The following is a 14,259-nucleotide window of genomic DNA, read 5'->3' on the forward strand; positions in this document are numbered from 1 at the left end:
TGAAGCGATTAAATATTGTCATATTTTAAAATTTAGATAGGATTTAAGCCATGGAAAATAGCGTCCCAAGTCTTTTTGCTTCATTTCTTCCATTAATATTGATGTCACTATTGATGGCAATACCAGCACATCTTCTGGCTAAGGAAAAGGGACGCAATGTAACAAAATGGACGATTCTTGCGTTGATTCCGATTGTAAACTTCGCATGTATCTGGTTCTTCATCGGCGCATCGAATCTAAAGCTCGAGCGCAAAATTGACGATTTAGCGCTTCGTTTGCAATCCCAGCGCGACAAGTAATAAATTATTTCACTGCTCGCTGTCGGCCAGCACCGGATGCTTGGATACTCGCCAATTCGTCTGCCCGCGCAGGTTCCGTAGTGCAGACTTAAGCCGGCGGCATAGTTGCAAGCGATATTGGCTGCCGCACTAAGCCTCCCGGTCTTTTAATCTATGGGCCCGCTGGCTCAGCTACAAGCTAGGTTGCACCATGGAGTATTCGTTTTCACGCTTGATAATTGCGGCTAGTTTGGCTTGTTTAGTCATGGGTGCGGCCGCTATTCATCAGATGCGCCTCAGTCGCCCCATCGGTAAAGTAAAATACTTTCTGCTTAAATTGGCGCTGTTAGTCTGGCTAGTGAGTGGACTATTTGTCGGAACACTCTACAGTCACGGAATCGATGTGGCGTGGTACATTTTTGGTGTCGCCGTTAGTCTGGCCGGATGTATCGTTGCAGGCATTGTGGTGCTTGCCTGGCTGCTTTTCACAAGGCGCAAGCAGTACAGTTAATATACTTTATGAAATTGCCTCGCTTACGAATTTAGTTGCCGACCGATATCTGCTTCCGGCCAGAAGCGGACGGTTAGAACGCCATGGGTAAAGACATGCCGCGTAGCGAAATCAATGAAATGACGCAGCGTGAGTGGCGCGAGTTCGGTTTCTTCTATGACAGCGATGATAACGCCAAGGAGTGGCGATTGGTTGGGGCCAAGGCAGGGCTTCGACAGTTCGCACATGCAATGCAAAAATATGCAGCAAAACCTAGCAACGATTTAATTTCGGCACACGAACACTTTGGCGCCTACAGTTACCTTGCGCTCGGCACTTGGACAACATCGGAGATCAGCGACCATTGGCTCGCCGGTTCGCTGAAGGACATTCAAAGGCCCATCAACGATTCCAAACGCAAGTCGATTTTGCGTCGTTTCTACCCAGACTATTTTAAGCGAGGATAGCTAGTGCAAAAGTAGCCGTTCGATAGAATGGAGTCTGTCTAATTCAGGGCGTGCAGTCGCCCTTGTCTAAATATGGAATCAATCACAGTGATGGCAACCAAGTGGAAGAACCAGGAGGTGCGCAGCTGCAATGGCCTCGTGTGCACCAACGGTGATATCTACGAAGTGCACGAAACCTGGATGGCCAAAGTACATGAAAAACAGGAGCCTGGCAGTTGGCTCAATGTCGCGATTCTGGCGCAAGAAGAGCTCTATGGTGGACAGTACATAGTCAAGTGCGGAGAGGCGGCGGAACATGGCTCAATCGGCGTAATCGTTTTGGAATCGCTGCAAAATCATGAACCTGTTTGGACGTTTGTCTCGGATCAATCCAATCCATTTGATCAAATAACAATCAAGGCTGGCTGGGTTGTGGTGCTTTCAACGTCAGGCGCCGTTTTTCGGTTTGGCGCTCCAATTAGGGAGGTAAGGCTTCTGCTTCCGCGTACTTCAATCCATGGTTCTAACTACGCAAGCTTGTAGAGTGGGCGCAGCGTCTCCATTAGCTTTGCGTGACACCTTTCAGGCAGCCTTCGGCCAACAGCAGTCATTCATATTGACGTGATAATGCGTGACTTTCCCCCTTCTGTAATTTGCTATTCTCTGGGGGCGCTGTAAAAAGCGGCCACGGTCGGGTGTTGGAATGATTGACTTTCTGACGCCTGCGCCGATGCTATGTTCGCGCTTACACCTTACCGACGAGGCATTGAACAAATGCAGCGGCATCATGCAATACACCGCCTTAATCCTGCCAATACCATGCTGAACATCCTGCTCGCGCTCTATCTGCTGTTTGTTTTTCCTGCCTTGAACGTGTGGCGCAGCCTGCGTCCGAAGAGTAATAAGCCCCGTCCACTGCTGCTTCGTTACTGGTCAATGAGTTGGCATGTACTAGTACTACTGGGCATCCTCTGGGTCGGTTCCTGGCAAGCCGGCTACACGCTACGCGAAATCGGCTTCGATCTGCCCCTTTCCAGCGTTGGCACCTGGGGATTGGCCTTCGCCGTGTTGCTGCTGTGTGGCCTTTCGCTAGTCGTCAACATCATTGAGCGTCGTAAAATGCCACTGGCTCGCGCTGAGAATGAACGCAAGCTGCTGGATTCATCTTTCCCTTGGCCGCTTACCGGCGCCGAGACGCTGGCCTTCGTGGCCAGTATGTCGCTTACGAGCGCTGGATGGGAAATCCTCTACCGCGGCTTTATTCTGCTGCTACTGACACCCAGCACAGGCTTGCCGATTGCCATCGCGGCTTCTGCTCTTGCCTACGGCATAGGGCACGGCTACAAGAACCCGAAGCAGCTAATCGCCTCGATCGTGTCGGCCTTCGTCTTTACGATCGCATATGCTTTGACGCACAGCCTGTGGTGGCTGATCGTCATCCATGCTGGTTTGTCGCTAATCTCAGTTCCGTTGGTGTTCCGGGCGCGACAGCGCCGTGAAACAGAGATCGCACATGCGGTGTAGAGGAAAGTTCGAACGCAGACCCATCAACGACGAAGGTGCTGGATCGTGAATCTCTGAAAAGAGGTAGAAGCTGCCACCAGCCATCTGCCGCCGTTCGCCAATGTAAGAACTGAAGCATCACCGATTTATTTTTGGAGCATCGATTTGGAAAATCTAGTTGTATTGCGAATTTTCGACAATGACGGCGTAGACTTGAATGGTGTCAAACTACGCTCAGCAAGTGAGGTCGCGGAAGCTCTTGAGAAAATCGGCGCTGAAAACTCGGACATGACCGTTTCTGTCGAGGCCACCGATTCCAAATGGTATGAGTCTATCGGAAAGGCCATTTACGGTAGCCACCGGGCGGGCTTTTCAGGTGAGCGATTTCGCGTACTCATCGACGGCAAGCCTCTGGAAGCCTGACTTACACCGCCGGCTGCCGGCCAGAAGCGGCCGTAGCCAGGGCAGCTAAGGAGACATTCAATGGCCGTGTGGCAATATGATCTGTTTGTAATATGATCTGTTTGTAGTTGGTGAAGGGAGCACTCTTCCGCTTTTGAAAGAAGATGGTTGGCATCTTCCTCAATCTCCTGCAGTGTCAACGCTGAGCGCACAGCGAACTCTAATCGCCTCGATGCGCTATTCGTGGTTCATGATGGATGACTGGGTAGTCTTCGGGGCGAAAATAGCACTCGCGTTGACCTCTTCTTTGAAGAAGGCGACGGGGTTGAGATTCACATTCGTCTCGACGCATCAGCAACTGAGACAGAACTCGATGCAGTCTGCACCTTTGCTGGTGCGCTAGGTAGTCGATTATTCGATCCGACGACGCGTGTATTGCTTCAACCCGACCAGAGCTCGGTTGCTTCCGCGCTGACTATGTCCCGTGCAGTAACCTTTTTCCGCGCTCCGCAACTATTTCTGACAGAGACGCTAGGTAATTGACCGGTTCACGCCAACGTCTGCTTTGGTGCGGAAGCAGACGTCACAGGTTTTGCCTTGTCTGCGGACTAAGCGTCCTTGCTGCATTCACCGGCCTTTAAACGCGTTGAAGTTTGACGCCGTCGCTGTGCGCGTTGACAATGACGGCACGTACATGGGCTTCAGGATGAAAATAGGCCATCTGCATGCTGGCCGTGATTGCCTGGCTTATACTTGCCGCCTGCTTGATCGACGCGACCGTTCTGCATGCCTGCCTGTCGCCCCGCATATTCACATGTAACCCAGGAGTCGTATTGCATGACTGTTTTCAGTATCGGTGGCACCAATTTTGAAGTGGACGTGGCGAAATCAGGCATTCGCCTGGAAGGCGATGGCAGTGGCTTGCTGGAGCTCAATATCGATATCCATGGCGACGACGATGTGTTCATGCGCTTGACCGAGGACGACGATGCGGAATGGGCGTGGGCCATGTATCCGCCGGCCTTTTTCCTGCACGGCTTGCGCGTGCCGGCAGGGCCGCAGGGGGAATTCACTGCCGGTCCGCTTGATACGGAGTCCGATGCCGAGGAGTCGGGTATCTATATGATGGAGTACGGCGACGTATCGGCCGTCCATGTCGTCGAATTGTCGGCGCGGCGCCTGGCCATGTCGGGCATGGTGGACTTGTGCGGCCAGCGGCTGCCATTTCATATCGACATGCCGCGCGCATAGGACCGGGTACCGGGGGGCGGTTCCCCCGGGGTCGTAATGCGCGCCATTGGCGCGCATTCCCCGGCGGATCTGCCCCCTTCCTGCGTCATTACTCCAGCTTCAACGCCTTCGCCACATCCGCCCACGCCACATACTTGAAGTTCTGCGGGCCGTCGGGCAGGCGCTTGTAGCCGTCCTGTATCACCAGCATGCCTTGCGCGTAGGCGCCGCCCAGGTTGGCGGAGGTAACGTCGAGACCGTCCGTCTCCGACGTGCCGTCTATGCCGGCCGGCAAGTTAAAGCCGACCTTGAAGCGGCCGCGCACCTTGTACGGCGCTTGCGCGTCGAGCACGACATAGCTGCTGTCGCCCTGGCTGGAGACGACCAGGTAGCCGGTGTCAGGCGCGCTACCCGGCTGGCGGTAGATGGCCATGCCTTCCACGTCGGCCGTCAACTGCGGGCCGACCGGCAAGACCATGGTCAGCGCGTCCGGCTTGGCGGCGTTGGCTGAGGTGGTCCAAACGCCGCGCGTTTCTTCGCCGAGGAAGAGGCGGCCATTGGCGTCGTCGGCCACGCAGCCTTCCGGTTGCGTGGCGACCTTGATGCTGCGCAAGAGGGTGGCGGTAAACTTGTTCTCGCTCATGCCGATCCGGTACTGCTGGAAAGTGCCGTCCTTGTCGTTGATGAACGCTTCCACGCCGCCGCCGGCCGGCTGGTACAGACACATGCCGTAGATGCTTTTCAGCCCGGTGGGGAAACGGCCCGCTTCCGCCACCTCGCCGCTGGCATCGATCGTGAACAGCATCATGCTGTTGTCGTCGCGCTGGGTGGCGACGGCCAGGTCGACCTTGCCGCCGCCAAGGCTGATGTTCTGCCGCACGTCGACGTTGTTCAGACGGCCCACTTCCAGCAGCTGGGTTTGCTTGCCTTGCAGGTCGTAGACGAGCAAGCCTTGCTTCTTGTTCGTGCCGAGGATGCGCGCGTCGCCCGGCTTGCTGGACAGCCAGATGGCCGGGTCGTCGGCCGCGTCGCCCTGGCGCGCCATCGGTTCCGTCTGCGCTTGCGGGGCGACGATGGCGAGCGCTGGCTGGATTTCCGCCTTGCCCGTCCACTTCAATGGCCGCGCTTGCCAGCCATTTTTGCCGCGCAGCAATAACGAGCTGGCATCGAGCGCCAGCTGGCTGTCGCCCTTGCGCACGTTCAGGGCGACGGCTTGCGGCGGCAGGGCCGTCCACTTGCCGCCCTGGTGTGCCAGCAGGTGCAGTTTTTCTGCCTTGCCGTCGAGCACGGCCACGCCGCCGGGCAGCACGGCCAGTGCGCCGGCACCGCCATCGAGCTGGCCATACGGCTTGCGCAAGGCCACGACTTCGCGCTTGCCCATGCCTTCGGCATCGGCGTCATACGCCCACACGCCCATGTTCGCTTCGCTCACCAGCAGGCGCTGCGCGCCATCGTCGACCCGGCAATGTTTCGTATGCGGCGGCAAGGCCAGCTTGCGTACCAGCTGGCGCTGCTCGCCACGCATCACCCACTGTTCCGCTTGCCCATCCTTGCCGATCAAGAACAGATGCTCGAGCTGCTGGGCATCGCGGTACAGGCACGACGCTTCCACGGAAAACGTCGGCACGGGAAACGGCGCCAGTTTCACCAGCTTGCCGGCTTGCACATCGACGGCGACGGGCAGCGGGCGCTGCGTGTCCGCTTCGAGGAAGACGGCCAGGACCTTGCCGCCATCGATGCGCGTGTCGAGCTGCTTGGCGCGCACGGCGATGCGGTCCTGTTCCTGGCCGGCAGCATCGAACAGGCGCAAGCCGTGCTTGTCGAGAAGCAGCCAGCCGCCGCCGGGCAGGCGCGCCAGCTCTTCCGATTCCTGCGTGAAGGCGGGAGGAGCCATGGCGACGGGCGCGGCCTGCGTCACGCCGCTGAAAGAAAAGGCGGCCAGCAAAGCACTGCAGAGTACGGTCTTTTTCATCTTGTTCAAATTCATCATCAGAAGGCGCTGGCTTTCAGGCTCACCTTGAAGGTGCGGCCATATTGTTCGTTCTGCACGTTGTATTGCTTCGTGCCCTGGTAGACATAGTATTTCTCATTGTTCAGGTTGGCCGCTTCGAAAATCACCTGGAATTGCTTGTTGATCTGATATGACAGCGAGAAATCGAGCTGCTTCTGGCTGTCGACGATGTGGTCCTGGCTTGAATCGAGGATATCGCCGCCCATTTCCAGCAGATACGGCGACTTGTAGTTGAGGGCCAGGCGGGCGCTGACGGGACCCGTTTCATAGCCCAGCATCAGGTTCATCACCTGGTTCGACTGGCCCGGCAGGCGGATGTCGCGGTTGACCTGCTTGCCTGCCGCCTTGTCGAAACGGCCGATCTGCGCGCTCGACGTGCTCAGCGTGCCATTCACGCCCACGAGAAATTTGTTCCACGGCGCCGGCAGCATGCGCAGCGGCTGCATGTAGGCCAGTTCGATGCCTTTCACCTTGGCCGTATCGCCATTCGCATACGAGGTGGCCGTCGTGTAGCCGGCCCACTGGCCCGTGCCGGCCAGGTTCGTCGTGTACGTAAAATTCTTGATGTCCTTGTAGAAACCGTAGGCCGACATCACGCCGTCATTGCCCAGCACGCGCTCGATGCCCAGATCCAGGTTGTTCGCCTTCAGCGGCTTCAGATCCGGGTTGCCGATCACGGCTTCCGTGTTGCTGGCCAGGCTGACGCCGGGTGCCAGCTGGCTGAAATTGGCGCGCACCACGGCTTGCGTCCAGGCGGCCCGCACGCTGGTCTTTTGATCCAGGTCATAACGCGTCTGCAGGTTCGGCAGCCAGTTGGTGTACGAGCGTGCGCGCGTCAAGGGCGTGGCGACGCCGGCGCTGTCCACTTGCGAGCCGGCCGCTTCAAAGCTGGTGCGCTCGGCGCGCACGCCACCGAGGATGTGCCAGGCATCGAAGTCGTAGCTGTTTTGCACATACATGGCGTTGATGTCTTCATGCATGCGGTAGTCGTTGATGATGGACTCGGTTGCCAGGCGCGCCTTGGCGCGGTCCAGCCCGGCCACGCGGGCGCGGATCAGGGCCGGATCCAGGGCCACGCCGATGTTGCCCAGGTCGTAATCGAGGCTGTGGCCTTGCACGAAGCTGCTCATCGACGTGGAACCGGCGCCCCAGTAGTTGCCGCTGGTGGCCTTGCTGCTGTTGTACGCCCATTGATCCGTGTCATTGCTTTTCTCGCGGCGGCTGACCTTGGCGCCGAATTTCAGGGTGGCGATGTCGAACTTGCGCGCCAGGTCGATGCGCGCGTGGTGTTCATTGTCCTTCGAGTAGCGTTTTTGCAGCGTGATGGCATTGAGCGCGTAGCTGGCCGGGTCGTACAGCGAGGCGGGGCCGCTCAGCCTGGGTTGCTGCGTATCGGTGAAGCTGATGCCGGGAAAGTTGCTGAGACCGCGGAAACGGCCGTCGTTCAGCGATTCCGGCGTGTCTTCCGTGGCGCGGCTCATGCCGCCTTTCACGTCCAGCGTCCAGTCGCCCGATTTTTGCTGCGTGCCCAGCACCAGCGAGCGCACCTGCTGCGTGTACTTACGCTGGCGGATGCGGCGCTCGGCGCGGGCGCCGGCCGTTTCCCCTTCGGCCAGGCTGCCGCCGGCGATATTGCTGATGGTCAAGCGGTCGCGCACTTCATTGTCGGAAAACTCGCTGACGAAGGAGCGCAGGAACCAGCTGTTGCCCGCTTCGGGACGGTAATCGAGGTTGACGGCCAGCGCGCCGCGCTTGCGCACGGGCAGGTAGTCGCGCAATTCCAGGCCGGATACGCGGCCCTTGCTCCAGGCGCCGCCCGTTTCCACGTCGTCGGAACCGAACGAGCGCTTTTCCGCGCTCAGGCCGGCTGCCACGCCCAGCTTGCCGTCGAGGAAGCGCTGGGCCCACAGGGCGCCGCCGCTGGGGCTGGTCTTGCCCGTCTTTTCATCGTGGCTGGCGCCCACGTTGGCCGACAGCAGCTTGCCCGGCAAGTCGAAGGCGGACAGCGATTTCACCTCGACCGTGGCGCCCAGCGAGTTGGCGTCCATTTCCGGCAGCAAGGTCTTCGACACTTCCAGCGTGCGGATCAGGCCGGCAGGCAGGATGTCCAGCGCCACGGCGCGGCGGCCCGCTTCCGGCGACGGCACCAGCGCGCCATTGATGGTGACGGCGTTCAGGTCCGGACCCAGGCCGCGCACGGTGATGTAGCGGCCTTCGCCCTGGTCGCGCTGCACGGACACGCCCGGCAAGCGGGCCAGCGCCTCGGCCGCGTTCTTGTCGGGCAGGCCGCCGATATCGTCGCTGCTGATGACGCTGATAATGTTGTCGGCTTTTTCCTGCGCCGCGATGGCGTTGCGCAGGCTGGCGCGCTGGCCGCTGACGACCACGGTGGCGGCCGCCTGGCCGTCTTCCTGTGCCTGGGCCTGGCTGGTGCCGCCAAAGACGGCCATGATGCCGAGGGCCAGGGCCGTCAGGCGCAGCGGGGAGGGAGTCGAAGTGTGCATGGTTTTCATGAAGAGCTCGGTTAGGGGAGGGAACCGGGCGGATTCTAGGCAGCAAATATGACCATTGCGTGACAGGCAAGGGCTTGCCACCCTGAAAACAACGGCAGGCAAGCGCTTTCCGGCCGGAAATGAACCGTGGTGAGCTAAAATGACCTGCGCGCGTCGGGCGCATGGGCTGCCGCTTGCCGTATTTGCATCATGTTGACCGGCAATCATGAGCCGTTTGCACCTGTCGCACGGCAGCCGGCCATGTCATCGTGCCGTCATGGGCGGACGCTATCGTGGCGGCAGCACCACTTTTAAAGGTTTCCCCACATGCTGCCACTCCACCGCAACAGCCTGATTGCCGCCGCGCTGGCGCTGCCCCTGTTCTTTTTCCTTTACGCCACCTTGGGACAGCCGAAGCCGATCGCCCTCTGGAAGTGGATGGACATCGTGTGCGAAGGCGGCACGGCCATCATGGCCGGCGTGTGGTTCCTGTTTACCCTGAGCAGCCGGCCGCGCGGCCTCGTGACGCGCCTGATCGCCGGCGGCCTGTGCGCCATCATGCTCGGTTCCTGGGCCGATTGCCTCGACGAATTCTTCGCCGTCGACAAGCGCGCCGTGTGGGATAACTGGCTCGAAGGCTTGATTCCGTTCGGCATGTTGCTGCTGACCATCGGCATGTATTACTGGCGCCACGAGCAGTTTCGCCTGAACGAGCACCTGCAAAAACGCGAGCGCCTGTTCCGCGACCACCGCGCCTTCGACCGCATCACGCAACTGGCCGACGCCAGCTACCTGCGCACGCAGATCCGCCTGGAGCAGGAGCGCCGGCCGGGCCTCGATTGCGCGCTGGTCTTGCTCGACATCGACAGTTTTCACCTGATTAACCGCGAATACGGCCACCGCGAAGGCGACCGCGTGCTGCAGGCCGTGGGGCACATGCTGCTGCTCAATCTGCGCAATGACGACTTGCTGTGCCGCTATGCGGGCGACCGCTTCGCCGTGCTGATGCCGGGCGTGTCGCGCGAGGCGGCCGCCGTGTGTGCGCGCCACCTGTGCGCGATGGTGGGGCAGATGCGCCACCACGCCAACGACAACCGCGAAATCCGCCTGAGCCTGCGCCACGCCTGTTCGCTGGCCGACGGCGTGCCGGAAGTGGTGCTGGCCGAACTGAGCCGCGCGGTGGAGACGCCGCGCGCGCATGCCGCCGCGCCCGCCTGATGTCGCTGAACCAGGCGGGCGACCCCAGCATCGCGGCGCGCCACCAGCCGGCGCTGGTGCTCGACTATGCGCGCAGCCGCGACCTGGCCACGGCGCCGCTGCTCAAGGGCACGGGCCTCGATGACGGTCCGCTGCCATCGGAGGAAAGCCAGGTCAGCGCCGCGCAATACCTGCAATTGCTGGCCAACGTGGCGCGCGGCCTCGACAGTGCCGACACGAGCTTCATGCTGGGCCAGCAAATGCTGCCCGGCCATTACGGCGCTGTCAGCCACGCCTTGCTGCAGGCGCAGAACCTGCGCCAGGCCTTGAGCATCCTGTGCGACTTCCACACGCTGCTGTGTCCGCTGTTGCAGCCGCGCCTGCGCGAGGCGGGCGAACTGCACGTGCTGTACTGGACCGATGCGTTCGGCGCCCCGAGCCAGCTGCCGTTCCTCGTCGAGATGCACATGACGGCGCTGGCCGCCATGTGCCGCTGGCTGGCCGGCGAGACGCTGCCGTGGCGTTTCTGCTTCAACCGGGCGCAGCCGCGGCATGTGGAACAGCACGAGGTGCACCTGGGCCAGGCGCTGCGTTTCGATTGCCAGGTCGACGCCATGCTGATCGAATCGGGCTGGCTCGACCGTCCCTGGCCGCGCGGCAATGCCACGGCGGCGGCGCTGGCCATGCGCGCGGCGGCATTGGCGCCGGTGCCGGCCGCCAGCCTGCTCGGCGCGCTGTACGACTACCTGCTGGAGCATATCCGCTGCGCGCCCACGCTGGAGCGCACGGCGCAGGACTTCGGCGTCAGTCCCGCCACGTTCAAGCGCCACCTGGCGCGCCATGGCACGCATTTCCAGGCCGAGCTCGACCAGGTGCGCGCGCACAAGGCGATCTACCTGTTCCAGGCCCACGGCTACGACAACGACGCCGTGGCCGCCTATCTTGGCTTTCATGATGCCACCAACTTTCGCCGTTCGTTCAAGCGCTGGACGGGGCAAACGCCGCAATTGCTGCGCCACGCGCTGGCCCTGTTCGTCGCTGGCTGAGAACGCGGATCAACACCTGCTGCACGTCGCGATGACGGCCTGCGCTGCCCGCTGCCTGCGCGGCCCCGTGCACGGACAGCGGCGCTTCGCGGCCGTATCCCGCTTCCGCCCGCCACGGTTTGGATGGGCGTTGCCCGTTCCTGGCCGGCGCGAATTGCGGCAGCGTTGCGCGATAGCGCCAGTGTGAGTCGTTCCAGAGGGAACAATTGCCCGTTCTGCTACATCCATAGTACACTCGGCAAGAGAGCGAGCAGACGCGCTTTGAGGCGGTCCGGCTGGCGTGGCGTCACACGACGCCGCAGCGCCGCCATATCGATGGTGCGCCGGTGGCAGCCGACCGGCTTGCCTTGCCTTAACCCAGTCTGGCAACTGGCGCCCCGATGGCTGGCGCGCCGGAAAACCGGGCCACTTGATAATGTTCAATCGTGTATTCACAATCGCAAATCGATCCAGTCGTCAGTTTCCGCAACACCCAGGGTGAGGCGGTGCGCGGCACGATTTTCAACCTGCAGCGCAACTCGCTGGTGATGGAAATCTACAATCCATACTCGATTGTGCAGGTCAGCGAGGTACTCAACGAGCTGACGGTGCGCATGGGGGCGAAAAACGCCTACGTCGGCAAGGCGGTCGTCATCAGCAGCGTCAACACGGGCCTGACGGCGATCGTCTCGGTGACCCTGATCGACGAATGGCGCGAACTGAGCGATGTGGTGGTGGTCAAGGGCGCGGTGGCGAAGGAGTCCAGCGCCTTTGTCGCCGGCTGGGGCGAGCGCTTCCGCATCCGCCGCGACTACCAGATCGTCGTCAATGAAATGCGCGCCTTTTTGTCGGAAGTGGCGCGCTGGGTCGAGCAGGTCGACTTGTCCGACTCGCTGCCCAAGGAAAATGGCCGTTTGCGCGCCGATATCTTCGACGAGCTCGCGCTGCCGCTGATGGAGCAAACCCAGCTGTACTTGCGCCAGCTCGAGACCGAGGCGTCGCTGGTCGAGGAAGAGCGGGCGCCGGCCCACCGCGCGTTTGCCCAGGCGGCGCTGCACCCGCTGATCCTGCGCGCGCCATTCGTCTTTCGCACGTTCACCAAGCCGCTCGGCTATGCGGGCGACTACCAGATGGTCAACCAGTTGCTGGACGACCCGCGCCAGGGACCGAGCACGTATTTTCAGATCGTCAATGCGGCCTTCCTGCAGGCGGCCGTGGCCACCGCGCACCGCAACCGCATCGATATCCTGACGGAATTCCTGACGCAGAAGGCGGCCGCCGCGCGCGCCGCCGGGCGCGTCTTCAAGGTGCTCAACGTGGGCTGCGGCCCGGCCATCGAAGTGCAGCGCTTCCTCGACACCTGTGCCGATGCGCAGTGGCTGGCCTTTGAACTCGTCGACTTCAGCAGCGAGACGCTGGACTGGACGCGCGCGCGCCTGACCACCATCATGCAGCGCACGGGCCGCGTGGTCGAGATCGACTATGTGCATGACTCCGTGCACAACCTGCTCAAGCGCCGGCATGGCGCCGGCGTCACCGGCTTGCCCGGCAGTTTCGATGCCGTGTATTGCGCCGGCCTGTTCGACTACCTGTCCGACAAGGTCTGCGCGCGCCTGCTGCTGCACTTCGCTTCGCGCGTGGGGCCGGGCGGGCGCCTGCTGGTGACGAATGTGCACGCCAACAATCCCGGCAAGTTCGGCATGGAGCATTTGCTGGAATGGCATTTGATCTATCGCAATGAAGAGAGCCTGTCGGCCCTGCTGCCCGAGTATGCGACGGACCCGCATATCTATGTCGATGCCACGGGCGTGAATGTGTTCGCGGAAGTGAGCATTCCCTGATGGATACTCCAGGCCTGCACGCCGGCTACACGGCCGTTTTGCGCGACTTCCGCCTGGAATTCAGCCGCGGCGGCGCCTACACGGGCATCGTCCTGATCCTGCTGGGCATGGGCCTCGACTCGGCCCTGTATCCGGACATGCAGTCGGCCTTCACCAGCGCCCGCCTGCTGGTGTCGGTGCTGATCTTTATTGTCGTGCTGGCCATGCGCACGCGCTGGGCGCAGGACCGCATCCAGGGCCTGACCTTCGTCTGGCTGCTGCTGCCGCAGCTGATGATCGCCTGGATGATCGCCGTCACCGAAGGGGCCGCCTCCATCTATTACGTGGGCATGACCCTGGCCATCTATTCGTCGGGCATCGTGCTGGCGTTCGGCCTGTGGCAAAACATGGTCTTCGGCGCCGTCTCCTGCCTGCTGTACGTGGCCGCCTGCGCCTGGCATGCGCACGGCTTCGACCTGCAGAGCACGTTTATCGTCAATTGCCTGTTCCTCATCATGTCGGCCAGCATCAGCGCCGTGTTTACCTACTTTAACGAGCGCGCCCGTTTCATGCTGTTCCAGCTGAAGGCGGAAGTGGCGCAAAAGAACACGCAACTGGAAGAAACCAACAAAAGTTTGGCCGATATCAAGGGGCAGATGCTGCAACAGGAGAAAATGGCGGCCATCGGCACGCTGGCCGCCGGCATGCTGCACGAGGTCAACAACCCCGTCAATTTCTGCATGATGGCCATCGAGGTGGCCATCGAAGATCCGGCCGCCAAGCAGAGCGCGCTGGTGAGCGAATGCCTGGCCGACGCCAAACAGGGCATGCTGCGCGTGCAGCACATCGTTTCCGACTTGAAGACCTTTGCCTACCGCAAGAGCGGCAATCAGCTGGAAACGGGGCACTTCCAGTTCCGCAGCGCGCTCGACGCGGCGATCCGCCTCGTGGGCCACGAAACGAAGAACGTCAGCATCAGCCATGACTTGCCGGTCGATACCCTGGTGCGCGGCGACGAGGCGGCCATCGTGGGCGTCCTGATCAACCTGCTGGGCAACGCCGTGCTGTCCATGCGCAAGGGCAATGCGCCGCCGTTCGAGATCCGCATCACGGCCCGCTGGGACGACGACCGCCTGCGCATCAGCGTGCGCGACAATGGCCCCGGCATCGCCCCGGAAAACCTGGCGCGCGTCTTCGAACCGTTCTTCACCACGCGCGAAGTGGGGCAGGGACTGGGCCTGGGGCTGAGCATCAGCTATGGCGTGATCGAGCGCCATGGCGGCACGCTCAGCGCCGAGAGCGAGCTGGGCGTATGGGCCAGCATGAACTTCGACCTGCAGCGCTCGGATTGGGAGGGCCGCTAGC

General features: G+C 61.2%; 13 protein-coding genes. 11 read left to right on the plus strand and 2 right to left on the minus strand.

Annotated features, from left to right (window positions below; all coding sequences use genetic code 11):
* Positions 1-50: 50 nt before the first annotated feature.
* The 7 genes from O0880_RS11505 (at position 51) to O0880_RS11535 (ending at position 4,370) form a co-directional block, all read left to right on the plus strand.
* Positions 51-299 carry a hypothetical protein gene (locus O0880_RS11505; RefSeq protein WP_289886552.1) on the plus strand — a complete coding sequence of 83 codons (249 nt, stop codon included), beginning with the start codon at positions 51-53 and terminating at the stop codon, positions 297-299.
* 190 nt (positions 300-489) lie between these two features.
* Complete coding sequence (locus O0880_RS11510; protein ID WP_289886553.1) at positions 490-789, plus strand: hypothetical protein; 300 nt, start codon at positions 490-492, stop codon at positions 787-789.
* Positions 790-872: 83 nt separating this feature from the next.
* The gene (locus tag O0880_RS11515; RefSeq protein WP_289886554.1) at positions 873-1,235 is read left to right on the plus strand and encodes a hypothetical protein; all 363 of its coding nucleotides are present in this window, start codon (positions 873-875) and stop codon (positions 1,233-1,235) included.
* An 87-nt stretch (positions 1,236-1,322) separates the two neighbouring features.
* On the plus strand, positions 1,323-1,757 hold the full coding sequence (locus tag O0880_RS11520) for a hypothetical protein (protein WP_289886555.1): 435 nt from the start codon (positions 1,323-1,325) through the stop codon (positions 1,755-1,757).
* 276 nt (positions 1,758-2,033) lie between these two features.
* Entirely contained in the window at positions 2,034-2,738 is a 705-nt protein-coding gene (locus O0880_RS11525; RefSeq protein WP_289886556.1) for a CPBP family intramembrane glutamic endopeptidase, read from the plus strand.
* A 144-nt stretch (positions 2,739-2,882) separates the two neighbouring features.
* Entirely contained in the window at positions 2,883-3,140 is a 258-nt protein-coding gene (locus O0880_RS11530; RefSeq protein WP_156894791.1) for a hypothetical protein, read from the plus strand.
* 816 nt (positions 3,141-3,956) lie between these two features.
* Positions 3,957-4,370: a hypothetical protein gene (locus O0880_RS11535; RefSeq protein ID WP_289886557.1), complete on the plus strand. Its 414-nt coding sequence runs from the start codon at positions 3,957-3,959 to the stop codon at positions 4,368-4,370.
* 88 nt (positions 4,371-4,458) lie between these two features.
* Here O0880_RS11535 and O0880_RS11540 read toward each other — a convergent pair whose 3' ends face one another.
* Entirely contained in the window at positions 4,459-6,321 is a 1,863-nt protein-coding gene (locus tag O0880_RS11540; protein WP_289886558.1) for a phytase, read from the minus strand.
* A gap of 17 nt (positions 6,322-6,338) precedes the next feature.
* On the minus strand, positions 6,339-8,873 hold the full coding sequence (locus O0880_RS11545) for a TonB-dependent receptor (protein WP_289886559.1): 2,535 nt from the start codon (positions 8,871-8,873) through the stop codon (positions 6,339-6,341).
* 306 nt (positions 8,874-9,179) lie between these two features.
* Here O0880_RS11545 and O0880_RS11550 point away from each other — a divergent pair, with 306 nt between their 5' ends.
* The 4 genes from O0880_RS11550 (at position 9,180) to O0880_RS11565 (ending at position 14,258) form a co-directional block, all read left to right on the plus strand.
* Positions 9,180-10,070 (plus strand): GGDEF domain-containing protein, encoded by an 891-nt coding sequence (locus tag O0880_RS11550; protein ID WP_071323476.1) that lies wholly within the window; start codon positions 9,180-9,182, stop codon positions 10,068-10,070.
* Entirely contained in the window at positions 10,070-11,095 is a 1,026-nt protein-coding gene (locus O0880_RS11555; protein ID WP_289886560.1) for an AraC family transcriptional regulator, read from the plus strand. Before O0880_RS11550 ends, O0880_RS11555 begins: the two co-directional genes overlap by 1 nt.
* A gap of 425 nt (positions 11,096-11,520) precedes the next feature.
* Positions 11,521-12,915, plus strand: coding sequence for a class I SAM-dependent methyltransferase (locus tag O0880_RS11560; RefSeq protein ID WP_071323478.1), 1,395 nt, complete (start codon positions 11,521-11,523; stop codon positions 12,913-12,915).
* A complete protein-coding gene (locus O0880_RS11565; protein WP_071323479.1) occupies positions 12,915-14,258 on the plus strand; it encodes a HAMP domain-containing sensor histidine kinase in 1,344 nt (447 codons plus the stop codon). Before O0880_RS11560 ends, O0880_RS11565 begins: the two co-directional genes overlap by 1 nt.
* Position 14,259 lies beyond the last annotated feature (1 nt).

The organism is Janthinobacterium sp. SUN118, from assembly GCF_030397695.1.
In the GTDB taxonomy this organism is placed as follows: domain Bacteria; phylum Pseudomonadota; class Gammaproteobacteria; order Burkholderiales; family Burkholderiaceae_D; genus Janthinobacterium.